20 protein-coding genes are annotated in these 24,644 nt (G+C 44.6%); 7 read left to right on the forward strand and 13 right to left on the reverse strand.

Translation table 11 applies throughout. From position 1 onward, the window contains the following. Window positions 1-56 precede the first annotated feature (56 nt). Both clpA and clpS read right to left on the reverse strand, forming a co-directional pair. Window positions 57-2,318: an ATP-dependent Clp protease ATP-binding subunit ClpA gene (gene clpA, locus AYW76_RS01590; RefSeq protein ID WP_067214923.1), complete on the reverse strand. Its 2,262-nt coding sequence runs from the start codon at window positions 2,316-2,318 to the stop codon at window positions 57-59. 20 nt (window positions 2,319-2,338) lie between these two features. Beyond that, window positions 2,339-2,686 (reverse strand): ATP-dependent Clp protease adapter ClpS, encoded by a 348-nt coding sequence (gene clpS / locus AYW76_RS01595; RefSeq protein WP_082866051.1) that lies wholly within the window; start codon window positions 2,684-2,686, stop codon window positions 2,339-2,341. Window positions 2,687-2,957: 271 nt separating this feature from the next. On the opposite strand from clpS, the gene AYW76_RS01600 reads away from it, so the two are divergent. The 6 genes from AYW76_RS01600 to AYW76_RS01620 all read left to right on the forward strand — a co-directional run bounded on the left by AYW76_RS01600 (window position 2,958) and on the right by AYW76_RS01620 (window position 8,663). Continuing rightward, window positions 2,958-3,203, forward strand: coding sequence for a cold shock domain-containing protein (locus AYW76_RS01600; RefSeq protein WP_067034587.1), 246 nt, complete (start codon window positions 2,958-2,960; stop codon window positions 3,201-3,203). Between the two features lie 112 nt (window positions 3,204-3,315). After that, window positions 3,316-4,023: a pseudouridine synthase gene (locus AYW76_RS18895; protein ID WP_082866052.1), complete on the forward strand. Its 708-nt coding sequence runs from the start codon at window positions 3,316-3,318 to the stop codon at window positions 4,021-4,023. Continuing rightward, window positions 3,956-4,345, forward strand: coding sequence for an NUDIX domain-containing protein (locus AYW76_RS01605; protein WP_082866053.1), 390 nt, complete (start codon window positions 3,956-3,958; stop codon window positions 4,343-4,345). The genes AYW76_RS18895 and AYW76_RS01605 overlap by 68 nt, the downstream gene beginning before the upstream one ends. Before the next feature lie 83 nt (window positions 4,346-4,428). Continuing rightward, a complete protein-coding gene (gene mnmA / locus AYW76_RS01610) occupies window positions 4,429-5,538 on the forward strand; it encodes a tRNA 2-thiouridine(34) synthase MnmA (RefSeq protein ID WP_067034591.1) in 1,110 nt (369 codons plus the stop codon). Between the two features lie 26 nt (window positions 5,539-5,564). Next, window positions 5,565-6,194, forward strand: a complete 630-nt coding sequence (hflD, locus tag AYW76_RS01615; RefSeq protein WP_067034593.1) for a high frequency lysogenization protein HflD — start codon at window positions 5,565-5,567, stop codon at window positions 6,192-6,194. Window positions 6,195-6,443: 249 nt separating this feature from the next. Next, complete coding sequence (locus AYW76_RS01620; protein ID WP_067214929.1) at window positions 6,444-8,663, forward strand: NADP-dependent isocitrate dehydrogenase; 2,220 nt, start codon at window positions 6,444-6,446, stop codon at window positions 8,661-8,663. A 105-nt stretch (window positions 8,664-8,768) separates the two neighbouring features. Here AYW76_RS01620 and gbdR read toward each other — a convergent pair whose 3' ends face one another. The 4 genes from gbdR to AYW76_RS01640 form a co-directional block, all read right to left on the reverse strand. Continuing rightward, on the reverse strand, window positions 8,769-9,875 hold the full coding sequence (gbdR, locus tag AYW76_RS01625; protein ID WP_067214932.1) for a choline metabolism transcriptional regulator GbdR: 1,107 nt from the start codon (window positions 9,873-9,875) through the stop codon (window positions 8,769-8,771). Between the two features lie 386 nt (window positions 9,876-10,261). Beyond that, complete coding sequence (locus tag AYW76_RS01630; protein ID WP_067214934.1) at window positions 10,262-10,972, reverse strand: 3'-5' exonuclease; 711 nt, start codon at window positions 10,970-10,972, stop codon at window positions 10,262-10,264. Between the two features lie 9 nt (window positions 10,973-10,981). Further along, window positions 10,982-12,862, reverse strand: a complete 1,881-nt coding sequence (locus tag AYW76_RS01635) for a DUF294 nucleotidyltransferase-like domain-containing protein (RefSeq protein ID WP_067214937.1) — start codon at window positions 12,860-12,862, stop codon at window positions 10,982-10,984. 22 nt (window positions 12,863-12,884) lie between these two features. After that, complete coding sequence (locus AYW76_RS01640; RefSeq protein WP_067214939.1) at window positions 12,885-14,018, reverse strand: hybrid-cluster NAD(P)-dependent oxidoreductase; 1,134 nt, start codon at window positions 14,016-14,018, stop codon at window positions 12,885-12,887. Window positions 14,019-14,333: 315 nt separating this feature from the next. On the opposite strand from AYW76_RS01640, the gene AYW76_RS01645 reads away from it, so the two are divergent. Continuing rightward, window positions 14,334-15,605 (forward strand): aromatic ring-hydroxylating oxygenase subunit alpha, encoded by a 1,272-nt coding sequence (locus AYW76_RS01645; RefSeq protein ID WP_067214942.1) that lies wholly within the window; start codon window positions 14,334-14,336, stop codon window positions 15,603-15,605. Window positions 15,606-15,685: 80 nt separating this feature from the next. Here AYW76_RS01645 and AYW76_RS01650 read toward each other — a convergent pair whose 3' ends face one another. The 7 genes from AYW76_RS01650 to AYW76_RS01680 all read right to left on the reverse strand — a co-directional run bounded on the left by AYW76_RS01650 (window position 15,686) and on the right by AYW76_RS01680 (window position 24,636). Beyond that, window positions 15,686-17,542, reverse strand: coding sequence for an Lnb N-terminal periplasmic domain-containing protein (locus AYW76_RS01650; RefSeq protein ID WP_197467745.1), 1,857 nt, complete (start codon window positions 17,540-17,542; stop codon window positions 15,686-15,688). A 66-nt stretch (window positions 17,543-17,608) separates the two neighbouring features. Beyond that, the gene (locus AYW76_RS01655) at window positions 17,609-18,088 is read right to left on the reverse strand and encodes a DUF3015 domain-containing protein (protein WP_067214946.1); all 480 of its coding nucleotides are present in this window, start codon (window positions 18,086-18,088) and stop codon (window positions 17,609-17,611) included. Between the two features lie 228 nt (window positions 18,089-18,316). Next, window positions 18,317-19,894 carry a BCCT family transporter gene (locus AYW76_RS01660; protein ID WP_067214948.1) on the reverse strand — a complete coding sequence of 526 codons (1,578 nt, stop codon included), beginning with the start codon at window positions 19,892-19,894 and terminating at the stop codon, window positions 18,317-18,319. Between the two features lie 459 nt (window positions 19,895-20,353). Beyond that, window positions 20,354-20,596 (reverse strand): hypothetical protein, encoded by a 243-nt coding sequence (locus AYW76_RS01665; protein WP_067214951.1) that lies wholly within the window; start codon window positions 20,594-20,596, stop codon window positions 20,354-20,356. Between the two features lie 107 nt (window positions 20,597-20,703). Beyond that, on the reverse strand, window positions 20,704-21,474 hold the full coding sequence (etfB, locus tag AYW76_RS01670; RefSeq protein ID WP_067034631.1) for an electron transfer flavoprotein subunit beta: 771 nt from the start codon (window positions 21,472-21,474) through the stop codon (window positions 20,704-20,706). Then, complete coding sequence (gene etfA, locus AYW76_RS01675; RefSeq protein ID WP_067214953.1) at window positions 21,464-22,723, reverse strand: electron transfer flavoprotein subunit alpha; 1,260 nt, start codon at window positions 22,721-22,723, stop codon at window positions 21,464-21,466. The genes etfB and etfA overlap by 11 nt, the downstream gene beginning before the upstream one ends. Beyond that, a complete protein-coding gene (locus AYW76_RS01680; protein WP_067034635.1) occupies window positions 22,723-24,636 on the reverse strand; it encodes a (Fe-S)-binding protein in 1,914 nt (637 codons plus the stop codon). Before AYW76_RS01680 ends, etfA begins: the two co-directional genes overlap by 1 nt. Window positions 24,637-24,644 lie beyond the last annotated feature (8 nt).

Genomic DNA, 24,644 nt, shown 5'->3' on the forward strand with positions numbered 1-24,644 from the left:
TTTTTTGTGCTTTGGTATATAGGAATTAAGCCCTCCATGGAGGGCTTAATGTTACATCAACAGCGCACAGACTCTTTCCTAACGGAGAATGACAATTCATCTTTCTCTTCATCTAATGCAACTGCGACAACACCACCCTCTACTAAATCACCAAATAAGATCATGTTAGCAAGTGGTTTCTTCAGATGCTCTTGGATCACGCGCGCCATCGGACGGGCGCCCATCTGACGATCATAACCTTTACTTGCCAACCAACCGCGAGCCGTATCACTCACTTCGATCAGAACACCTTTAGCATCAAGTTGAGCCTGCAATTCAACCAAGAATTTATCGACAACATTAAAGATAACCTGCTCATCAAGCTGCTTAAATTGAATCACCGCATCCAATCGGTTACGGAACTCTGGCGTGAAGGTCTTATTAATGGCTTCCATACCATCGGTTGAATGGTCCTGCATAGAGAAGCCAATCGATCTTTTAGCAAGCACTTCAGCGCCAGCATTAGAGGTCATCACTAACACCACATTACGGAAATCCGCTTTGCGGCCATTATTATCGGTCAATGTACCGTGGTCCATTACTTGTAACAGCAAGTTGAAAACTTCAGGATGCGCTTTTTCAATCTCATCCAACAACACAATACTGTGAGGGTTCTTAGTCACAGCCTCTGTCAACAAACCACCTTGATCGAAACCAACATAGCCCGGCGGTGCACCGATTAAACGCGATACCGCATGGCGCTCCATGTACTCAGACATATCAAAGCGAATAAGCTCAAGCCCCATGATCTTCGCCAGCTGACGCGTCACCTCGGTTTTACCAACACCGGTTGGTCCAGCCATCAAGAATGAACCAATCGGCTTCTGCTCGGCTTTCAGGCCTGCACGAGACAACTTAATCGCATCCGCTAAGGATTCGATGGCACCATCTTGACCAAACACCACCATTTTCAAGTTGCGCTCAAGATTAGAAAGTACCTTTTTGTCATCCGAATTGGCCGCTTTCACAGGCACTCGTGCGATCTTAGAAACGATATCTTCAATGTCTTCTACGGTGATGATTTGTTTGCGTGTCTCTTCTGGCTGCAAGCGCTGATAAGCACCCGCTTCATCCACTACATCAATGGCTTTATCTGGCATATGACGATCAGGAACATAACGTTGCGCCAGCTCAGACGCGGCCTTCAACGCTGCGTCTTCGTATTTAATTTTATGATGCTCTTCAAAGGCACCGATGATGCCCTTCAAAATCTCATAGGTATCATCAACACTAGGCTCATTGACATCGATTTTCTGGAATCGACGAGCCAAGGCATGATCTTTTTCGAAAATGCCACGAAATTCTTGGAACGTTGTTGAGCCAATGCAACGTAACTGGCCTGAGCTCAATGCAGGTTTCAGTAAATTCGAAGCATCCATCACACCACCTGACGCAGCGCCCGCACCAATAATAGTGTGAATTTCATCAATGAATAGGATCGCATTCGGGAGTTTTTTCAATTCGCCCAACAGATGCTTTAAACGCTTCTCAAAATCACCACGATATTTGGTACCCGCTAAAAGAGCACCAAGATCTAACGAATAAACAATACCGTCAGCTATCACATCAGGCACTTCGCCATCTACAATACGCTTAGCAAGACCTTCAGCAATGGCGGTTTTACCCACGCCTGATTCCCCCACTAAGAGCGGGTTATTTTTTCGGCGACGAGAAAGCGTTTGTACGACTCGCTCAACTTCATTTTGACGTCCGATCAAACGATCTATTCGTCCGGCTTTCGCTTCTTCATTCAAGTTTGTCGCGTATTTCTGTAGTGGCGCTTTGGCACTATCTTCGCCGTCTTCATCTTCCTGCTCAATCGATTCATCTGGTGTTGAACCGCCTAGCTTTGAAATGCCATGCGCGACAAAATTGACAACATCAATGCGCGCTACATTATGGCGGCGCAGCAAATAAACGGCTTGGCTTTCTTGTTCACTGAAAATCGCCACAAGAACATTCGCACCCGTTACTTCTCGTTTGCCAGATGATTGAACGTGGAACACCGCACGCTGGAGTACACGCTGAAATCCTAGGGTAGGCTGCACTTCCCGCTCTTGATCGTCTTCTGGGATAAGGGGGGTTGTGCTGTCAACGAACTCTTCTAACTCCTTGCTCAAGGTTTCTAACGTAACACCACAAGCCTCTAGCACTTTGCTTGCGGCAGCATTGTCAATCAAAGCCAATAAAAGGTGCTCAACAGTCATAAATTCATGACGCTTGTCACGAGCGGCTTTGAAAGCATTATTCAAGGTTTGCTCTAGTTCTTTATCTAGCATCGCTTATCCCTCACTAAAAATCAGTCGACTTTTTGCAAGTCGCACATTAGGGGGTGCTCGTTTTGCTCTGAAAACTGCTGCACCATAGCTACTTTAGTTTCCGCAATACCAAAGGGGTAAATGCCACAAACACCTTTACCCTTGGTATGTACTTCCATCATTACATGCTGTGCTTTTTCTGAATCCATATTGAAAAAGCGCTGAAGAATAAATACGACAAAATCCATTGGCGTATAGTCATCGTTAAATAAAACCACCTGATACATAGACGGCGGCTGAAGATCAGTTTCATCTGGTGCGATAGCAACCGACGAGTGACCGTTATCATCGTCCTCTAAACTTAGACTAATTTGCTTCGATGCAAACATCTCGGACCTCAAACACTACAAATATTCACGTTAATTAGCATTTCCTCAATCCCTAGTAACCCAGAAAGTGGAAAACAATAAGAATTTTACAAATCCACAATAGAGTTCTACTCTCAAGTAATATGTGGTCAAAAGTCACACAATTAAACCCTATTGAAATCATGAAAGTGAGTTTAACAGATCTTTAATCACATATATCAAACCGAATTCATTAACAGCGTTTATTTGCGGTTCGGCTAATCGAGCCTACAGAGTATTGAAGGAGTGACTCATGCATCGTGGATCCGTTAAATGGTTTAATAACGCAAAAGGGTACGGCTTTATTGTATCTGACAGTTTCGACGAAGATTTGTTCATCCACTATTCAGCGATCAATGTTGAAGGTTACAAAACCCTAAAGGCAGGTCAAACCGTAACATTTGACGTCTCTCCTGGTAAACGAGGCTTACACGCCATTGAAATTACCCCAGTTGAAAGCGGAGCCAACGTTGAGGAAAGCATCACAGAATCAGCTTAACGGCATTTGAAATAGCACTAGACATCTTAACTATTCAAACACCTCTGGTATGATCAGCAGTTCCAGAGGTGCTTTATTGCATCCTAAACTTTCGTTTTAAGTGTCCCTTGCCATGCTTTTGCTACTAAACAAGCCTTTCCAAGTCCTCAGTCAATTCACTTCTGATGGAGGTAAAGACACACTCGCTCGCTATGTCGATATCCCAGCAGTTTACCCTGCTGGCCGTCTAGACTATGACTCTGAGGGGCTGCTATTACTGACTGACCAAGGCCCTTTACAACATTTGATCGCCTCTCCAAAATTCAAAATGTCTAAGACCTATTGGGTGCAGGTGGAAGGCGATATTAATGATGATGCCATCAAAGCACTTCAAGCAGGTGTCGAGTTAAAAGATGGTATGACTAAGCCAGCTGAGTGTCGCAAGATCGCTTCGCCTAACATATGGGAACGAGTCCCCCCTATTCGCGAACGCGCCAATATCCCAACCAGCTGGATTGAACTTAAAATAACAGAGGGCAAAAACCGTCAAGTCAGACGTATGACAGCCCACGTTGGCTTCCCGACACTTCGCCTGATTCGTGCTGCAATAGGCCCTTACAGTGTTGAAAATCTTACACCTGGACAATATCTTATTACCGAACCTACAACAGAACTTGATGAGCAGGTAACTCAATTTGAACGAGAAAAAGCGAGAAAGACTCCCTCACCTAACCGTCGCAGCCCTAGTAGTAGATCAACACAATCGCTATCTAATGGTCACCGAGACTCAGGACGGAGAGATCGTCATCAACCAGCCAGCCGGTCACGTGGAAAACGGTGAGTCTCTGCAACAAGCGGTTATTCGAGAAACCCTAGAAGAGTCCGGTTGGCAAGTAGAGCCTGAAGCCATTTTAGGAATGTATGCTTTTACACCCTTCACAGGTGCGGATACGTATCATCGTGTATGTTTTATTTGTAAGCCGATACACCAAGTCGATATGGCACTCGACGATGATATTATTGAATCAAACTGGCTAACAAAAGATGACATTGTAGCTCGCAAACAACGTAGCCCTTTGATTATGCAATGCATAAACGATTATGAACGCGGCCAATCACTCGCAATTGACGGCATCAATAACAGGCACATTTTCCCGAGCTAAAGACCTCAAGCGCGTGATCCGTTACAATACGCCCTTATTCTAATGACGGGCCTTTACCCCGTTCCCACTATTAGAGAGAACCCATGAGTACAGAGAACCCAAACGCATCGATTAAAGTCATCGTTGGCATGTCCGGCGGTGTTGATTCATCAGTTTCCGCACTTCTTCTGCAACAGCAAGGCTATAAAGTCGAAGGCTTATTTATGAAGAACTGGGACGAAGATGACGGCACTGAATACTGCACAGCGAAAGATGACTTAGCCGATGCTCAAGCCGTCTGTGATAAATTAGGCATTCATCTTCACACTGCCAACTTCGCTGCAGAATACTGGGACAATGTCTTTGAACATTTCCTCGAAGAGTACAAAGCGGGTCGCACGCCAAACCCTGACATTCTATGTAACAAAGAAATTAAGTTTAAAGCATTTTTAGAATACGCACTTGAACTTGGAGCGGACTATATCGCGACAGGGCACTACGTTCGCCGAGGCGAAATAGACGGTGAACCAGTGTTACTAAAAGGTCTTGATAACAACAAAGATCAAAGCTACTTCTTGTACGCCGTTGGTAAAGACGAAATTGGCCGCACATTCTTCCCTGTTGGCGAATTAGAAAAGCCCGAAGTGCGTCGCTTAGCCGAAGAATTTGACCTTGTGACGCACAACAAGAAAGACAGTACAGGTATTTGCTTTATAGGCGAACGTCGCTTTAAAGATTTTCTTGAGCAATATCTGCCAGCACAGCCGGGCAATATTGAAACGCTTGATGGTGATATCATCGGCAAGCACCATGGCTTGATGTACCACACGATTGGCCAGCGCCAAGGGCTCGGCATTGGCGGTTTATCAAACTACCCTGACGAGCCATGGTATGTCGTTGAAAAAGACCTAAATCGCAATGTTTTAGTCGTAACTCAAGGCGGTCAACATGAATCATTGTTTAAAACGCACCTGATCGCCGATGGGTTTGACTGGGTAGCACGCCATAAGCCAAACATGCCATTAACTTGTATGGCCAAATGTCGCTACCGTCAACCGGACCAAGAGTGCACGCTAACTGAGTTAGCTGATGGTCGAATTGAGGTCAGTTTTAAAGAACCTCAAAGAGCTGTGACCCCAGGCCAATCAGTCGTTTTCTATGTTGGCGAACATTGTTTAGGCGGCGGCATCATCAATGTTGCATTTAACAAGTAAGACATTTTATTCGCTTGGAGCGCACTATGCAGCACAGTGAAAAAGAACAAGCCATTGCATTAGCGGCCATTTTCCAAGCCGCGGAGCTGGTTGCCAACCTAGCACGTAAAGGCAATACAGATCAGAGCTATGCTGAACCAATACTCAGTAGCATATTAATGGTTAATGCCCCTACGACCGAGGATATCTACGGTGGTCCATTTGACTGTCAGAGCAACCTGGCTTTGGGGCGACGCATTGCGACAGAAGTTATGGGCAAAGGCAAAGACGCCGTCAATCCCGATACCATTCGCTACGCGTTAAGCATGATCCATCTTGAATCTAAGCTACACAAAGACTCAGATATGCTAGCCGCAATCGGTCAGCGACTGAATCAGCTGGAGCGTCAATTAGAGCACTATGACTCTGTAATGCATGAAAATGTGATCGCTGGCATTTCTGGAATGTACCAAGATACTTTAAGTAAGTTATCGTTTCGTATTCAGGTGCACGGAGATAGCCGTTTCTTACAGCAATCTCATGTAGCTCACCAAGTACGCGCTATTTTAATGGCTGGCATTCGAGCAGCCATGCTTTGGCGACAAGTAGGTGGAAGACGCTGGCATCTGATCTTTAAACGCAAAGCTTTGCTTAAGCAACTTGAAGGTCGTTTCTAACCTCTTTTTACACTTCCGACACCAAGGGAAAGAAGCCAATTCAACATTTTCTTCTTTCCCTTCCCCCCTTGATTGATAACAATCATTTAGATCAATCTTGACTATATTCTTAGGCAATATTTCTCGACCTCTTAATTGAGGTAGTATAATGACCAAAAATTTAATCAAATTTGATTTGATTTAGAGAATGGCGGCCATAAGTCACCTTCTATCCAAACGGCTAACTAGCCAGAATGTTAGGGGAAATACATGTCAAAACAAACGATTTACTATACGTTGACAGATGAAGCACCGGCACTAGCGACGGCTTCTCTTCTGCCAATCTTTCGCTCTTTCGCGAAAGAAGCAGACATCGAGCTAGAACTTACGGATATTTCATTAGCAGCCCGTATTTTAGCGGCCTTTTCCGATCGCCTACCAGAAGATCAACGCGTAGAAGACGGTTTAGCGTTTCTAGGTGAATTAACCGCTGAACCAACAGCCAACTTCATCAAGCTACCAAACATTTCAGCCTCTATTCCTCAGCTAAATGCAGCCATCAAAGAGCTTCAAGGACAAGGCTACGACATCCCTAGCTACCCAGAAAGAGCTGCATCTGAAGAAGAGAAAGCCGTACAAGCACGTTACGCTAAGCTACTTGGCAGTGCAGTAAACCCTGTTTTACGTCAAGGTAACTCTGATCGCCGCGCTCCAGCCGCTGTAAAAGCATTCGCACGCAAACACCCACATTCTATGGGCGCATGGCTGAAGACATCTCAAACTCATGCTGATTACATGCGTGATGGCGACTTCTTCTCGTCTGAGCAATCTGTGACTATGGACAAAGCTCAAGACGTACGCATTGAGTTTGTTGACCAAGAAGGCAACGTAGACGTTAAGAAAACACTACCTTTACTTGAAGGCGAAGTACTCGATGGCATGCGCATGAGCGCCAGCAAACTTCGCGACTTCTTTGAAGAGTCTCTTCAAGAAGCAAAAGATGCTGGCATTATGTGGTCACTACACGTCAAAGCGACCATGATGAAAATCTCTCACCCTATTGTGTTTGGTCACGCTGTTACCGTTTTCTACAAAGAAGTTTGGGATAAGTTTGGCGATGTATTTGAAAAAATCGGTGTGAATCCAAATAACGGTATTGGCAGTGTCTACGACAAAATTAAGACACTTCCTCAGTCTCAACAAGATGATATCCTTCAGGCAATCCACGATTGCTATGAACATCGTCCAGAAATCGCCATGGTTGACTCTGTTCGCGGCATTACTAACCTACACGTTCCTTCTGATGTCATTGTTGACGCTTCTATGCCGGCTATGATTCGTAACTCGGGCAAAATGTGGGGCCGTGATGGCAAGCCAAAAGACACTAAAGCCGTTATGCCTGAGTCTACTTACGCTCGAATTTATCAAGAAGTTGTTAACTTCTGTAAAACAAACGGCGCATTTGATCCAACTACAATGGGCACTGTTCCCAACGTTGGCTTGATGGCTCAAAAAGCAGAAGAGTACGGCTCACACGACAAAACTTTCGAAGCTAAGAAAGATGGCTTGATGCGTGTTGTAGATACAGACGGCAACGTTCTAATGCAACACGATGTTGAAAAAGGCGATATCTGGCGCGCATGCCAAACAAAAGATGCTGCGATCAAAGATTGGGTTAAATTAGGCGTCACTCGTGCCCGCAACTCCGACACACCAGCTATCTTCTGGTTAGATGAAGAGCGTGCGCATGATAATGAGCTTCGTAAGAAAGTGGAACGATACCTTCAAGATCACGATTTAGAAGGTCTAGACATCCGCATCATGTCTTACAACGAAGCGATCCGCTTCTCTATGGAACGCATCATCCGTGGTAAAGACACCATCTCTGTCACAGGTAATGTTTTACGTGACTACCTAACAGACCTATTCCCTATTATGGAATTAGGTACTTCTGCTAAAATGCTGTCTATCGTTCCGATGCTAAATGGTGGCGGTATGTACGAAACAGGGGCAGGTGGTTCTGCACCTAAACACGTACAACAGCTTCAAGAAGAGAACTACCTACGCTGGGACTCTCTAGGTGAATTCCTAGCAACCGCTGTATCATTTGAAGAAATCGGTATTAAGCAAAACAACGAGAAAGCAAAAGTTTTAGCGAAATCCCTTGATAAAGCGACCGGCAAACTTTTAGACAACAACAAGTCTCCTTCTCGTAAAATTGGTGATATTGATAACCGTGGTAGCCACTTCTACCTTGCAATGTATTGGGCACAAGAACTTGCAGCGCAAACAGAAGACGCGCAACTAGCTGCTAAGTTTGCACCATTTGCTAAAACTCTGACTGAGAATGAAGCGAAGATTGTTGAAGAGTTAGCTGCTGTACAGGGTAAACCTGCTAATCTAGATGGTTACTACCATATGGATCTAGAGCAACTATGGAAAGTAATGCGCCCAAGCGCCACCTTTAATGCTGCCCTAGCATCACTATAGCTCTCTTTTTTAACCTCTAACTCAAAGCAATTTGAGTTAGAGGCTCACAAAATTTGAGCACAAAAAAGGGAGCTAATTTAGCTCCCTTTTTATTTAACTCTATGCTCAATTAACAACTGCAACAGACCCAAAACTAGGCTCTGAATGCGCATTGTTTAGCGCATGCGCTGAATGCGGCATATACACCAAATTCCCCATACTCTGTTCAGCTGGGGTAATATTTCCCATCCAAGCTACTTTACGCTCATCACGTGGAGAAATACCTAAATGCTTACGGTAACAGCGACTAAAATGCGGCGTTGAAATAAAGCCACACGCAGCCGATATCTCAACAATAGACATACTAGATTGTTTCAATAGCTGTCTCGCTCGATCTAATCGAAGGCGTAAGTAGTAACGTGAAGGAGAGCAATCTAAATACTTATGGAACATCCGCTCTAGTTGACGACGTGACACATCAACAAACGCGGCCAATTCATCAAGGTCTATCGGCTCTTCTAAGTTATTTTCCATCAACTCAATCACATCAACCAATTTAGGCTTACAACCCCCCTTATTAAGCTGACGCAATGGCACACGTTGCTGATCAAATTCACTACGAATACGATCACATATAAACATATCTGATACTGCACCAGACAATTTCGCACCATGTTCTCGAGCAATAATGGTCAGGAACATATCTAGTGGTGCACTACCGCCGGTCGCAGTAAAGCGATTTTCATCCATTGAGAAAAGGCGATTATTACAACGAACTTTAGGGAAGCTTTCTTGCAAAGCCGTCATACACTCCCAATGAACACTGCAGTTATAACCATCCAACAAGCCTGCATGAGCAAGTACGTACGCTCCTGTACATATACTGCCTAACGTAATTCCTTTACGTGATCTTTGTTGCAACCAGCTCACTTGCTTGGAAGTAAAACCGCGAGTGATGTCTAAACCACCGGCAACAATAATCATATCCAGTTCTGGACATTCAGCGATTGACGTATCGGCTGATAAACTTAATCCATCACTGGCAACGACAGGTTCGCCAGATTCGGAAATCATATGCCAGTTATACAGCTCCTCACCGTACAGCTGATTGGCCATACGTAATGGCTCAAGAGCTGAAGCCAACGCAATCATAGTAAAATTATCTAGCAGCAAGAAACCAACTCGCGTTACTTTCTTCTTGCTAGTCGCTGTAGTAGGGGAAGATGAGACCATGAATGTGCCCTCTTATACGTGATATATAGCGTAAGCAACTATCAGGCCAGTATTGCTATAAACACCATTTTTATTATGACGGACCGACAGTAGCTGTTGGGTGAACGTCTCTTCACTTTCTATTCATTATATGGCTATTCTAAGCCGTGAAACAGAACCCGTATAATAATTGACCCGAGCCTTATAAATATCACATAAACGACAAAATTTAAAACATACCACACAAAAAACGACACCACCCTAGCGCTACCTTAGAGATAGAAGAAGTCGCTTTTAATGCAGATCAACCTTAACTGTAGACCATTTTCGCCATATTAAGCTTCATATCGCCCAAAAAATAACACCTTTCACACCATTTAAGAGCAACAACACTATTATCTACTGTTTTACTGCCATAAGTCTGTCACACGTACTGACTCATCAAAGCGATGGCGAATTTGAGCCTGCAACAGCTCCGCAGTAGCAATTGCATCCGTCATCGCACTGTGCATATGATAGCGAGGCAAGCCATACCGCAAACGACTGTCTACTAAACGAATAGAAACCAGCTTACTGCCGAACAATCGCTTTAATTTGGTGCGCCAGCCATCACGATAAAGCATCGCTTCTAAACGCATGGTATCTAACATAGGAAACCAAAGTTCTTCTCCTAACACACCCTCCACTGCTCGGTTCAAAAATTGCCGTTCAATGTACTGGTAATGAACAACAACGACCTTACCTTCAAGGGCCTTGAGCACTTGCTCTAGCACTTCTGAAATACGAGGAGCAGACGACACCTCACTATGGGTAATACCATGGATAACAATCGAATCATCGCTTAATTTGCATTTAGGCCGAACAATCCAATGTTTTGCTTCCGCTACTTTTATGCGCTTTAAATTAAAAGGCACTAAACCAATACTGACAATTTCGTCTGTTTTAGGGTCAAGGCCCGTCGTTTCGAAATCTAGGGCAACAAACTCAGCTTGATCCAAAGTGAGATCTTCTGAAAAGTTTTGCGAGGCATAAAAGCTTTTAAGAAGTGGTGAGTTAACACTGGCCGTCTCTTGACGAATAAACTCATGCCAAGAAAATGCATCACTAACACGAGCCATAATTGTAACTCACGAAAATGGATAACGATATTTGAGGAAACGTTGGCTATTGCTCAACACGTTGAACGCTTCTTTTAAGTTGCGTCGCTCGATGTCAGACAACGTATCAGGTTCAATATTATTATCGACCTCAGACCCATCTTCAACGTCTTCTACTTGGTGCCTAATACGAACCATGGCCAGATACTCCAATGCATACTTAAGTTCTTGACCACGTTTATCAGGCAGTATTCCTGATTTTATTACGTCATCAAGGCGATCTATTGAATTACGCGACGTGGATCCTACGGCCAAAGCATGGACTCGAATTAGATCAACTAACGGGGCAGTTCCTCGACGTTTCAAATTAATAGTGCGACGATGCTCACCATCTTTTTCCATCACAAACTCTTTGAAGAAGCCTAATGGTGGCGTACGGAGCAAGGCATTTCTAGACAAGCTTGCAAGAAACTTAGGCGAGTTTTTGGCTCTATTGACAATGAACCGGTACAACTCATCAGCCCATTCTGTTTTACCCCAAACACCTTCAAGATCAAAAAACACTGAACTATTAAGTAATGCATCAGGATTGGGCACATCAATCCAATCTGCAAAGCACTCACGCCATTCACTGATCGTTTTTCGCCAGCGCGGGTTGGTCGCCATAATACGACCAGTACAGTAAGGGTAGCCACATTTATCCAAACCTTCTGAGACAAACTCCGTTAAAGCTTCAAAATATTCATTATGCTGGCGGGGATTATAATCGTTGGACAAGATCAAGGCGTTATCTTGATCGGTAATCAACAGCTGCTCATCACGCGCCATAGAGCCGAGGGCCAAAAAGCAATAAGGTACGGGTGGTGGACCAAGCTTCTCTTCGGCAAGCTCAAGTAAGCGCTGCTTAAAACTACGCCCAATAACCGACATAGCACTACCGACCATTTGAGCACTAGACTCCTGCCGCACCATGCGAACAAAGCAAGATGGAACATCTTTAGACACTTGAACTAATTCTTCAATAGAATGTTGTCGATGAATCAGCCCCACGATATACAGACTATTTTTAGATTCATATCGAACAATATCTGAAATCGCAATCACACCAATGGGGACATTGTTTTCTACGATAGGCAAATGATGAAGATTAAAACGCAACATCATTAACATCGCTTCAAAAACAAACGTATCCTTATCCAAGGTCTTAGGCGTTTGCGTCATCACTGAAGATACCGCACTGTCAAGATCGACACCCTGCGAGACAACGCGGGTTCTCAAATCTCGATCGGTTAGTATGCCAACCAAATGTTTAAAACTATCGCCGAAGTCTTCAACGGGGGCTATTTCATCGTAAATCAGTAACGACGAGACGGATTCATCCGTCATCACCGACGCAGCTTGGCGAATACTGGCATCGGATGAAATCATAATAGGAGGTCGAGCAATCAACGTAGACACTTTCACACTGGAAAGATCATTCTCTTCACGTTTCTGCTGTATTTCTTTATTCATCTTACGCTTGTCGTCTACTTCAACAAAGTAAGCAAACTCATCGTAATTATCACACAACTCGTTAAAAAGGGTTTCAGGAACAAAATAAATTAACGAATCTTCAAGCGCTCTCGATGGCAAACGAATGCGATTATTCATCAGCAAACCAAGCTGACCAAATACATCACCAACACTTAAACGATTGTAGAGAACACCATTACGCCGATAGATCTCTATAGAACCACTGCGAATAAAACATAAATCATGAATCTCATCGCCAAATTTATAGACATCAGCACCTTGACGGTAGTAGCTAATCTCCAAAGAAGCAGCCACCAAATTCAGTGTTTTTTCAGGTAAGAATGAAAAAGGAGGATAGCGCCCTAAGAATTCAGCTATCTCGATTTGCTCAGCTTCCATAGGGCGCCCTTAATACTAGTAATTAGTATTCGAATACAACATCAGATTTCGCGACTGTACAACATGAAAGAACGTAACCGGCTGCTACGTCCTCATCCGTAATACCACCGTTGGCTTCCATGTGTGTATCGCCTTCTTTGATCATCACTTTACATGTACCACAGATGCCCATACCGCAAGCTTTAGGAATGTGAAGGTTAAGCTTAGCGGCTGCGTTGTGAAGTGTTTCACCTGGAGCAACTTGAACACTCATCGTCATACCTGAGCTAATCACTTCTACACGATGCATGTCTTCACTATTGATTGCATCCGCTGCTTCTTGAGCCACTTCTGCGTTTTCAATCGCTTCTTCTTCAACATCAGTAGGTGTCGCACCAAATGCTTCTTCATGGTAACGAGACATGTCGAAGCCTTTCTCTTTCAAAAGCTTCTTAATCGCGCTCATGTATGGTGTAGGTCCACAACAGAAAATTTCACGCTCCATAAAATCAGGCGAAATCATCTCAAGCTTAACTGCGTCTAGATAACCACGGAAACCATGCCATGCCTGACCATTCTCTACACGTTCAACAATCAAGTTAAGATTGAAATTATCAACACGAGACGCCATGTGATCTAATTCACGTGCGTAAATTAGATCTCGAGGAGTACGTGCACTGTGGATGAATACCATATCAACTTCGGCATTTGAGTCAAACCACCAACGCGCCATCGACATAACAGGCGTGATACCAACACCACCAGATAGAAGTAGTACTTTATCTGCAGGGAAATCGATACAGTTAAAGTTACCAACTGGACCGTGAACGGCTAGTTCGTCACCCACTTTCATGTTGTCATGCAACCAGTTAGATACTAAACCACCAGGTGCGCGCTTTACAGTAATGGAAAAACTGTAAGGTACAGATGGTGCACTAGAGATGGTGTAAGAGCGCATTACTTGCTTACTGTCGATCTCAAGCTCTAAGGTTACAAATTGACCTGGCTTAAAGAAGAACATAACTGGCTGTTGTGCCATAAAGCAGAAAGTGCGCACATCCCAAGCTTCTTCAATAACCTTTACACAACGTACGTTATGACGGCCATTTACCCAAGTTTGAGTATTTACTGGTGCTAAGTAGTCTGCAGCGGATGCGACTGTTGGAGGAGTTGTCATGGTTATTCTCTCTTGATGGCGTTGACGTTTCACCGATTTGAGCAATTGTCGTTCGAGTGCTAGGATTTCAGTTGACCTTTTGCGACACCAAGTTGCTCATTGAAGCCATGAAAATAGCGCTAACTATCTGATGTAGCAAGAAGAGTCGATTTATGTATGAGAGTATGTCGCAATTAGTCATTTCGCAAACCCTAACTTAGGTGAGGATAGCGTCATTATTATAACGACAAAGGGAATATAATAAAAATTCCCAACTATGTTGCTCCGACGAGGGAAACAACATCAACTCGGCTTTTGTTATTGAGGATCACTCTAATGAATCAATATGATCTGTTAAACATGCGTTACGCGACTGTTCAAGAAGCTCGCACAGAAATGTCTAAATTGCTTGAGGCTCGCCCAGCCAATTACTCGTTGGATGCTCCACTATACAACGACCCTCACATGTTCCGCGTTGATGTGGAAGAAGTGTTCCAAAAGGAATGGCTATTCGTTGGTATGACCAGCGAAATTCCAAACCGTGGCGATTACTTCACAGTGGAAATTGCGCAAAACCCAATCCTTGTCATTCGTGATGCAGATGGTTCTGTCAATGCTTTCCACAATACATGTCGTCACCGTGGCTCTCGCGTATGTCTTGAGCACCGCGGCAAAGTAGCAAACTTAGTATGTCCTTACCACCAGTGGACGTACGACCTTAAAGGTAACCTGCTATTTGCTGGTACAGAGATGCAAGAAGGCTTCGATAAGTCTCAGCATGGTCTGAAGAAAACACATTGTAAAACAGCGGGAGGATTCGTCTTTGTCTCTCTTGGTAAAGAAGAACCAGAAGGCGACTTCGATGAGTTCCTAGCAACGCTTGAAGAGTACATGGCACCTTACGACGTGGAAAACACGAAGTTAGCGGCTGAGTCCAACATGTACGAGAAAGCTAACTGGAAACTTGTACTTGAGAACAACCGTGAGTGTTACCACTGTGCAGGTAGCCACCCTGAACTATTGAACACAATTTTAGAGTGGGATGACACGAATGACCCTCGTGCACCTCAAGACTTCCTAGACCATTACGCAGAACAGTCTGCTAAATGGGATGCAGAAGGTATTCCACACGAACACAAGAGCTACGGCCCAGGTAAGCGTAACCGCATCGTTCGTATGCCTTTGAAGAAAGGCACAAAAGTAATGACGATTGATGGTGAAGCCGGCTGTAAGAAGATGCTAGGCAACATCAAGAACCCTGAGCTTGGTTCTATGCGTATCCTTCACCTTCCGAACTCTTGGAACCACATGCAGTCTGATCACTTCATCGTGTTCCGTGTTCTACCAATCTCTGCTCAAGAGTCTATGGTGACCACTAAATGGTTCGTACACAAAGACGCAGTAGAAGGCGAAGACTACAATCCAGATCGTCTACGTCAAGTTTGGGATGCTACTAACGACCAAGACCGTGTACTGGGTGAGCAAAACCAATTGGGGATTAACTCTGTAGGTTACCAGCCTGGTCCATACTCTGAAACTTACGAGTTCGGTGTTATGAACTTCCTAGAATGGTACACAGATACTATTCAAAAGAACCTTAAGAAATAATAAGGTTTTACCCTAAATTAAAAAGCCAGCTTTAAGCTGGCTTTTTTTGTGGCTCACTTCTATAAGACTAAAATGATAGATTAGAAATAATGGAAAACAGATAATTGCGTAACGCCCCACTCATCATCACGAGTTTTGCTATATTGCCCACCCGCTCGCCATTGCCAATCCTTAGCAATCGTATGAGAATATTCCACTTTAACCTCCTGTCGTTCAGCATTATGTCGGTTTACATCAAACAAGTACTGGTAACTGGTAGACAAATTGGAAACGTCTCCATTCCAAATCCATTTTATCTGCGGCCCTGTTTCAAGTTGGTATCCATCGTGATAGTCATTATCAGCCGACGCACTACCATTCCAAAAAAAAGCTAACAATGAGTTCTGGCCAATTTGTTGCGTCACCCCAGCCCCACCCTTCAGACGAAACACCAAATTATCCTCAAGCGTAATATCACGTATAAGGCTGGCGTTCACATGCCAAGATTTTGGCAACATCAGAGCGTTTCTAGGAGCCATAGAATGAATATTTACGAAATTAAAATGGTTTACCTGAAGCTGTTCGGAATCACTCCAACGCAACGAACCACCAAACATCGAAAGCTCAGCACCTGTTAGATACCCACCCTTTGGATCCAACACATCATGGTATGAAGGCCGGTAATCCAATATCCCATAACTCCGACCATCTCTAGATTCTGCAGCCACACCAACTCTAGCTGTTTCATGCCCCTGATCATCACGAATGAGAGGCGGCTCTACGACCTCAAATACTTTGGGTACTGCAAGCTTGCTACGCAAAGAGAGAAGCTTGATTGAGCGGCTACTAAGATGGCTAAGTGTTGATTTTTTCCGTGCCGACAGATAACGACTGTATTCGTATGCCACATCTAATGTTTGCGCTTGCTGCACAACACTCAATTGGTTTAATTGCGATAAATCTAAAGTCTCAGGTTCCACCAAATTTTTCGCTAATTCGATTTGCTTAGGAGACACTTGCGCTAACATATTCTGAATTTTGTTGAGGGTGGATGGACGGTAATTCGCCTCATCAAGCACACCTTGACGCTTCATTTCACGTACCGTATCTGCAGGGATAGCCCAGATAGAAAACTGTGAAGCAAGATTCAAACGCGGACTGGCAGCATCAAGCATCGTCAACAATTGATAGGAGCAATTTTGTGAAAAGAAATAATAAGGCATTGACGTCCCTTTCATTTCCCAAATGTGCCGCACAAATTGATCAACCTCTGAAGGCGTAAGAGAAAGCTCATATTCCCAAATGTCACGATTTTCTAAGAAATTATACTCTTTAACTTTCTGGTAATAAGGCATCACGGATAGGACACCAGGATAGCCCCCAGTAAGGCCCTTATAACTGAAGACCAACTGATTATCTTCAGGATCAGTATTGGCTGCGTAATTAACCGCGTAATCTAACAATGGAGTTTCGTTGCCACGCTTTTTTACACGAAACAGTGTATGCCCATACATGGAGGAGGGACTGTTAAGGTACGCGGCAGGGAATACAAGAAAGATCTTTTCTGCATCTAACTGAAGGCGCCATTCTTCAAAGTCAGAGCATGAACGTTCAACCCAATCACGACCTGGAAGCTTAGCCTGCAACCAAGCTAAGCGCCCAGGAAAACGACATTGAGCAGATTCATTGGGGTTTTGCACAGAAAGCTTTGACGTAAAAGCTTTATATGTTGCCAACAGCTCAGCTTTAGCCGAAATCTGACCTTCCGAAGAGAGAAAAAAGTTTGGATCTTCTATTTGACTACCGACTTGCTTTACAACACCAATTTTGTCGTAATGGAGCATACTAAGCCACTGAGGATCTTGTGCTAAAGAAGACAACACGCTGTCTTCAGCAGCATGTGCTTGGGGAAACGTCGCCCCAATAGCGAGACAGGAAAAAAACGCTAGTGATCGCATAAAAATCCGTTTAAACAAAAAGAGCGGGCTAGCCCGCTCTTTCATAAATTAACTAATCAACAACTCTTAGCCTAGGTATTTAGCTAGCTCTGGAGATTTCTCCATCACTGTCACGATATCTTGGTAAGCTGTTTCAGGAGTCACCTCTGCTGACGCAAAGATAGTATCAAAGTTCGACTGCATTACTTGGTTGAACGACGCTTTGTCATTACCTTGAACACCAATCAAATCTGCTAATGCATTCAATGTTTCGCCGTCACCTTTTGCAGAATCTACTGCCAAAGGCTCTAGGTTGTCATTAATAAACATCGCTACACCACCAGCCAAAGGAGCATCAGGAACATCACAACCTAGCGTACCTGAAGTCATACCAAAAGTTTGGTTACCGGAAGTTCCGTTTGTAGTTGCAGCAAGAACGTGCTCATGCCACTCGTCCGCATTTTGGAATACAACTTCTGTACCTAGTCCACAACCCGCTGGACCGTATGCAGCAAAAGAAGAAACAGACGCCGTTGCTAGCATTGCAGACAAAATAACTTTTTTCATAATATTTTCCTTGAATTCCATTCAAATAAGATTTTTATATTAGCATCTTAGCTACTCTAAAAGAGGTCACCATAATCGCGCTGCAGAGTATTATGCATTCACTTCAATTACTCCAGCATTTGAAGTTATTTTTATGGATTTATACAAAAATCTTACAAAAAAAACCGCACTAACATTTGCTAGTGCGGCTCTTATTTAAAGCTAACCTAATTAATCAATATAATTGGATTAGTTCAACTCTGAACGTAGACCTTTGTAGATGCTCACACACATCAACAGAAGGATTACGGTAAACGGTAGACCCGTTGTTACAGCACCAGCCTGTAGAGAGCTTAGAGCCTCTGAGCCACCACCGAACAATAATACACCAGCGATCAGACCGACCATAGTCGCCCAGAAAATACGCTGTGGCACAGGCGTCTCAACTTTACCGCCAGCGGCAATAGAGTCGATTACCAATGAACCTGAGTCCGAAGAGGTAATGAAGAACACCAATACAAGAATAATGGCAACAATCGAAGTCAATGTTTGCAGAGGCAAGTTCTCAAGCATCTGGAACATAGCGCTAGATACGTCACCTAGACCACCAGCAAGTTGACCTACGCCACCTTGTACTTGGTCAAGCGCTTGACCACCGAATGCAGACATCCAGATGATGGAAACAACTGTTGGTACAAGTAATACCGCGATCATAAACTCACGAACAGTACGACCTTTCGATACACGTGCAATGAACATACCTACGAATGGAGACCAACTAATCCACCAAGCCCAGTAGAACACAGTCCAACCTTCGTAGAATTTATTGTCATCACGACCAATCCAGTTACTTAGAGGGAAGATGTATTCCGCGTAAGAAACAGTTGTGCTGAAAATATGGCCAAAGAAACCAGTAATTGAGCCAAAGATAGCAACAAACAGTACCAATATGCCCGCAAGGATCATATTGATGTTACTTAGTACTTTAACGCCACCATCAAGACCACGCATTACAGAAACAACGGCAATACTTGTTACAACGATGATGATTCCGATCTGAGTAGAGATATTGTTCTCAATACCAAACAGGAAGCTTAAACCACCAGCAGCCTGAGACGCACCTAGACCTAAAGAAGTCGCTAAACCGAAGATCGTCGCAATAACAGCAATGATATCAATACAGTGACCAATAGGACCCCAGCAGCGCTCACCCAATAGAGGGTAAAAAGCTGAACGAATGGTAAGCGGAAGACCTTTGTTAAACGAGAAGAACGCTAACGCTAGCGCAACAACACCGTAAATTGCCCATGGGTGTAAACCCCAGTGGAACATTACTGCGCCCATCGCAGCAGAAGCCGCTTCTGGTGTGTTTGCTTCTACATTTAGAGGAGTACCCCACCAGTCTGTGTAGTATGCAACTGGCTCAGCCACACTCCAGAACATCAAGCCGATACCCATACCAGCCGCGAATAACATGGAGAACCAAGACATAGTGGAGAATTCTGGACGCGCCTCATTACCACCAAGACGAATTTTACCAACCGGCAAAACAATCAACGCAAGACAGAACAACACGAAGATGTTACCGCCAATCATAAACAACCAATCAAACGTCTCGATTGACCAACCACGCGCACCCACCATCCAGTCTTTAGCTTGACCAGGGAAAATCAAAGCAAAAGCAATAAAGGCAATGATCGCCACAGCACTTGTAGTAAATACTGGGTTGTTGACATCCATACCGAGGATTTGGACGTTATCCTGCCCCGCTTTGTAGTCGGACGTATAATCCGACGACTTAGGACGTTTTTTAGTTTTTTGGTCCATTCTGTTACTCCACCTAGTTTAAGTCAGCAACCGCTCACCTAGACTCGCCAGAAATCCAGCCTAGGTGAACAGTCATTGTTTTGGTCTAACACTATAAATCTTTTGATAGGTCAGTGCCTATCTTTTTCGGACGCACATTTTTTGCACCGTCTTATGATAGTACGACGACTATTTGCGCATTTGGTGCCTAAAGGCGACAGGCTTTGAACGCATTATGACCAGACACGACAAGCATTGATTTTAGGCATAGAAATAAAACAGAAGACCAAGACAGATTCTTTACATCTGCATGATATTAGCTCAGGCGAGCCATAATGGAGCACACTAAATTATCAAAAACGCTCTAAATTAACGCGCTAAAACAAGAGGTTATATTTGCACAATATAAAGACTAAAGCATACTAGACACTAGCTAATATGCTTTAGGGAAACATAAGAAAAAGCTTATTGAAAGCAATACTAGCTCGGTATTTTCAAAAAGTTTTTTATAACAACGTGAACATCTGGAAGGATTGTTGCACCAGTCGCCTCAAGCTCACTGCAAGCACTTTGTATCACTGATATATTTTGCGGCGCATCATTAGCCCAAACCTTCAAAGCACTATCCACTTCTTCAAGGGTTTGGCAATCTTTTACTGGGGCACCCACGCCAAGCATTTTCTCTTTGAAGTCAACTTCATCAATCAAATCGACAATCATCATAAGAAACAGCCTTAATCATAGAAACTTGAAATAACAGGATAGGGAATGTAACTCAAAAAAGGGGGGATTAACAGCTGTTAACCCCCCCTCTTTATAATAAAGCCACTCTATCGAATAACTTTTTCTTCTATAAGAAGATCAAATATAGCTTGCGCTTGCTCTTGCGCAGACTCATTCTTCATCACCTTACCAGAACCGCCTTGTGGTTTTGCAGTAGCCGCTTTAAAACGATCGGCAGCGGTTTTCGCTTTCACAATCTTCAGACGCTTTGGACGCGCTTTAGCAGGCGCTTCGCTCCAATCCACACGAACAGAATCTTCAACTGTAGAACCCTTTTGGCTATCCATCTTAGCGCGTAGACCTGGGCCAAACGCACTTTGTCGTGCTGCTTCAGCAGCATTATCAATGGACGCAATAAAAGGAAGCTTGACGGTTACTTGACGACGTTGACCACGAGGAAGCGCAAGTAACACTTGAGCCTCACCCTCTTTAATGTCAACGATGTCAGCAACGCGTGCAACAATCGGCCAACCTAGCTGCTCTGAAAGAATGTAAGGCGTCATACCTGATGACTCTCCACTCTCTGCACGAACACCCGTTAAAACGATGTCGGCTTTTTCGCTTTTTAAGTAATCAGCAATAGATACTAATGCGTCGGCACTTTCGTCTTGTTCAAGCACTGTGACTTTTGGAAGCCCCATGCCGGCATATTGACGAAGCACAGGCTCCTGCGAAGAACCGGCATGAACGACGTCTAAATCAGTGCCAGCTAACTTAAGGCCTAACTCAACAGCCCTACTATCTTGGTCCGCACGACGAGAGCGACCAGACTGAGGGTGACGACCTACCGAGATTAAAGAAATCACTTTATGCGGCATGACTGTCCTCCTCTGCTTGATCACTTACACTTGTGTTTTTGTGCTCAGCAGCCAGTTTCATCAACTCACTAAGAATCTCTTCACTGTCACCAATAACACTTAGCGCGGCGCGTTTTACCATGTCACAACCAGCGTCCGTATTGATCGCAACTACTTTATCTACTTGACCAATACCTTGCATGTGCTGAATCGCGCCAGAGATACCAACAGCGATGTAAACCCGTGCCGTTACCCACGTACCAGTAGCACCAACCTGACGTGAACGAGGCATGAAGCCATCGTCTACCGCCACACGACTAGCACCTTCTGTCGCACCCAACACTTTCGCGGCATCGTGGAATTGATCCCAGTTATGGATACCATTACCAGCCGATAATATAAACTCGGCTTCAGCCATTGGGATCGCATTTGGATCGACGTCCATAAGACCTTGGTCTTGAATCGTTGGCGCAGACACAGAAACGCCGTCCAACGTAATCGGTGTTGCTTCATGACGCGTCTCGTCAATTGCATCCGCACACTCTTCAAGAAGCATAAGTATTTTTGGTGTCTTGCGCGTTATATCTAAGCTAGCAGAAGCGCCACGGCTTACTGTCTGCTCAGCATTTACTTGCCAAGCTTGTGTCGCAGGGCGCTCACCTAGACGAGCCGCTAAACGAGAAGCAAGATCACAACCACCATGAATACTGTCAGGGAACAACCAGTGCTTAACTGGGTATTGAGCCTCTACTTGAGCCAATGCTTGTACACGAGCTTCAGGCGAATAACCTTCAAACGCTTCACCATCGATATGCAATAGGCGGTCAACGCCCGCTGTATCGAAATGCTCTTCTTTTACCTCACCGAAACACACAGCAACGACGGCGCCATTACCGCCTTGCTCTGCAATCAATTTATGCGCAAGACCTAAAATATCTTTATCGTGACCAGTCAAACGACCACCCACTAGATCCGCGACAACCATGATGTAGTACTCAGGGCTATCCACTTTGTGCAGAGGCAATTGAACCTCTTGAGCAGCGGATGAACGCTTCCCTTTCGGTGCAGATGAGTTACCTTTTAAACGGTCAATACGCTTAATGCCATTCGGTCCGATAAACCCAACTTTATGTGGGAATTTACGGAGCAAACCTGAAGGGCCACGAACTTCGCCGCCCTCTTCTTGGTTTGCGTATTGATCATGTAGTGGGTGCAGGCGGTTACGAATAATCCACTCTGCACGCGGGTCACGACGAATGATGTCACTCATTAGTGAACCTCCTCAGCTAATTGATCCACTAGGATTTCAGAGATGTCTTTGACCACTGGACGAGGCTCAACAACACCTTCAAGCATGGCAGTACATTGCTGACAACCTACGGCTACTAACTCAGCACCCGTTGTGCTCGCATCTTCCATACGCATATCAGCAATACGACGTTCACCTGGAATATCCGTGATTGGAGCACCACCGCCACCGCCACAACAGCGTGAACGGAAACCAGAGCGTTCCATCTCAGCGATTTCGATACCCAAAGAACGCAAGAGCTCACGTGGCGCTTCGTACTCACCGTTATAACGCCCTAAATAACAAGGATCATGATAAGTTACTTTGCCACCCTTGAACGCATCAAGCTTCAAGGCTCCAGACTGAACCAGTTGATTTAAGAATGTAGTATGGTGCAAAACTTCAACACCTTCCAATGCACCCTCTTTATCAAAGTCAGCGTATTCATTACGTAGACAATGGTAAGCGTGTGGATCGGTTGTCACAATTTTCTTAAACTTGTACTGACCAAGCGTTGCTAGGTTACGCTGCGCAAGGCTTTGGAAAGTTGCATCATCACCTAAACGACGTGCCACATCACCACTGTCTCGCTCTTCATCACCTAGAATTGCAACATCAACATTTGCATGCTTCATTAGTTTAACGAACGCACGAAGGATACGCTGACTCCGCATATCAAATGCACCGTCAGAGACCCAGAACAATACGTCGGTTTCTTTTTTCTCTTTCATTACCGCTAGATTTTGGTCGGCCGCCCAGTTAGTACGACTACCTGGAGCATAACCCCCTGGGTTATCTGTAGCGATAATATTCTCAAGTACTTCTGAACCTTTGTTTGGTGTCTCACCTTTTTCCATAGTAAGGAAACGGCGCATATCAACGATCGCATCAACATGCTCAATCATCATCGGACACTCTTCAACACAGGCACGACAAGTCGTACATGACCATAGTGTTTCTTGGCTCACAAGACCCGCAGTGATAATCTCATTCGGACCACCTTTTGCGTTGCCTACTTCTTTACCTGGGTAAGGACTACCTGCGTAGTTCGCATCCGTACCACCAGCAAGACCAACAACCATGTCTTGAATAAGCTTTTTCGGGTTCAATGGTTGACCCGCAGCAAAGGCAGGACACATCGCCTGACATTTACCACACTGTACACACGCATCAAAACCAAGTAGCTGATTCCATTTGAAATCACTCGGTTTAGCAACACCAAGTACATCACCATCAAGGTTTACCGGCTTAAGACCTGTAGAACGGCCACCGCCAAAACGCTCTGAGCGCCGATGGAATGCTAAATGAAGTGCACCTGCGAAGGCGTGTTTCATTGGTCCACCCCAGCCCATACCGAACAACAGTTCGCCAAGGCCGATGACAATACCAACACTCAATACAGCGATCATTAAGACACTGCCTGAAGCGTCTGGCAAAATGCCCGCCGCTGGTAGGGTCAAAACGATGAAAGTAAGCGAGTAAATAATCAAACTTTTCGGCAAGCGCATCCAAGGCCCTTTTGACAGGCGCTCAGGTGGATTAAGACGACGTTTGAAAACAAAGAACGCACCTGTCAGCATAATCAGCAACGCACCAATCAACGCCCAAGCAACAATTTGTTGTTGAACATTGAATACATGCACGATCAGCACAAGCACCATAGAAAGAACGAAACCACCACCCGTTGCAACGTGTGTACGTGACATATATTTGTCGCGCTCAACTACGTGGTGCAAATCTTTAAGGTAGCGTCCGGGCATCGCTAGCAGACCAGCGATGAGATTGACTTTTTCAGGTTGGCCTGCACGCCATAGACTGACACGGCGTAACGCGCCGATAACACCTAAAGCAAGCAGTACAACAATAAGAACAGAAGGTAACCAGTCGATAACCATCTTTCAAC

It is taken from the genome of Marinomonas gallaica (genome assembly GCF_001639745.1).
In the GTDB taxonomy this organism is placed as follows: domain Bacteria; phylum Pseudomonadota; class Gammaproteobacteria; order Pseudomonadales; family Marinomonadaceae; genus Marinomonas; species Marinomonas gallaica.

Bases quoted from the DNA above. Each gene is read 5' to 3' on its own strand.
- hflD (WP_067034593.1), top strand. From the start codon at position 5,565: ATGCAGCACAGTGAAAAAGAACAAGCCATTGCATTAGCGGCCATTTTC.
- AYW76_RS01620 (WP_067214929.1), top strand. From the start codon at position 6,444: ATGTCAAAACAAACGATTTACTATACGTTGACAGATGAAGCACCGGCA.
- etfB (WP_067034631.1), bottom strand. From the start codon at position 21,474: ATGCCGCATAAAGTGATTTCTTTAATCTCGGTAGGTCGTCACCCTCAG.
- AYW76_RS01655 (WP_067214946.1), bottom strand. From the start codon at position 18,088: ATGAAAAAAGTTATTTTGTCTGCAATGCTAGCAACGGCGTCTGTTTCT.
- clpA (WP_067214923.1), bottom strand. From the start codon at position 2,318: ATGCTAGATAAAGAACTAGAGCAAACCTTGAATAATGCTTTCAAAGCC.
- etfA (WP_067214953.1), bottom strand. From the start codon at position 22,723: ATGAGTGACATCATTCGTCGTGACCCGCGTGCAGAGTGGATTATTCGT.
- AYW76_RS01660 (WP_067214948.1), bottom strand. From the start codon at position 19,894: ATGGACCAAAAAACTAAAAAACGTCCTAAGTCGTCGGATTATACGTCC.
- AYW76_RS01605 (WP_082866053.1), top strand. From the start codon at position 3,956: ATGGTCACCGAGACTCAGGACGGAGAGATCGTCATCAACCAGCCAGCC.
- AYW76_RS01600 (WP_067034587.1), top strand. From the start codon at position 2,958: ATGCATCGTGGATCCGTTAAATGGTTTAATAACGCAAAAGGGTACGGC.
- AYW76_RS01635 (WP_067214937.1), bottom strand. From the start codon at position 12,862: ATGGAAGCTGAGCAAATCGAGATAGCTGAATTCTTAGGGCGCTATCCT.
- AYW76_RS01650 (WP_197467745.1), bottom strand. From the start codon at position 17,542: ATGCGATCACTAGCGTTTTTTTCCTGTCTCGCTATTGGGGCGACGTTT.
- AYW76_RS01640 (WP_067214939.1), bottom strand. From the start codon at position 14,018: ATGACAACTCCTCCAACAGTCGCATCCGCTGCAGACTACTTAGCACCA.
- gbdR (WP_067214932.1), bottom strand. From the start codon at position 9,875: ATGGTCTCATCTTCCCCTACTACAGCGACTAGCAAGAAGAAAGTAACG.
- AYW76_RS01630 (WP_067214934.1), bottom strand. From the start codon at position 10,972: ATGGCTCGTGTTAGTGATGCATTTTCTTGGCATGAGTTTATTCGTCAA.
- AYW76_RS01665 (WP_067214951.1), bottom strand. From the start codon at position 20,596: ATGATGATTGTCGATTTGATTGATGAAGTTGACTTCAAAGAGAAAATG.
- AYW76_RS01645 (WP_067214942.1), top strand. From the start codon at position 14,334: ATGAATCAATATGATCTGTTAAACATGCGTTACGCGACTGTTCAAGAA.
- clpS (WP_082866051.1), bottom strand. From the start codon at position 2,686: ATGTTTGCATCGAAGCAAATTAGTCTAAGTTTAGAGGACGATGATAAC.
- AYW76_RS18895 (WP_082866052.1), top strand. From the start codon at position 3,316: ATGCTTTTGCTACTAAACAAGCCTTTCCAAGTCCTCAGTCAATTCACT.
- mnmA (WP_067034591.1), top strand. From the start codon at position 4,429: ATGAGTACAGAGAACCCAAACGCATCGATTAAAGTCATCGTTGGCATG.
- AYW76_RS01680 (WP_067034635.1), bottom strand. From the start codon at position 24,636: ATGGTTATCGACTGGTTACCTTCTGTTCTTATTGTTGTACTGCTTGCT.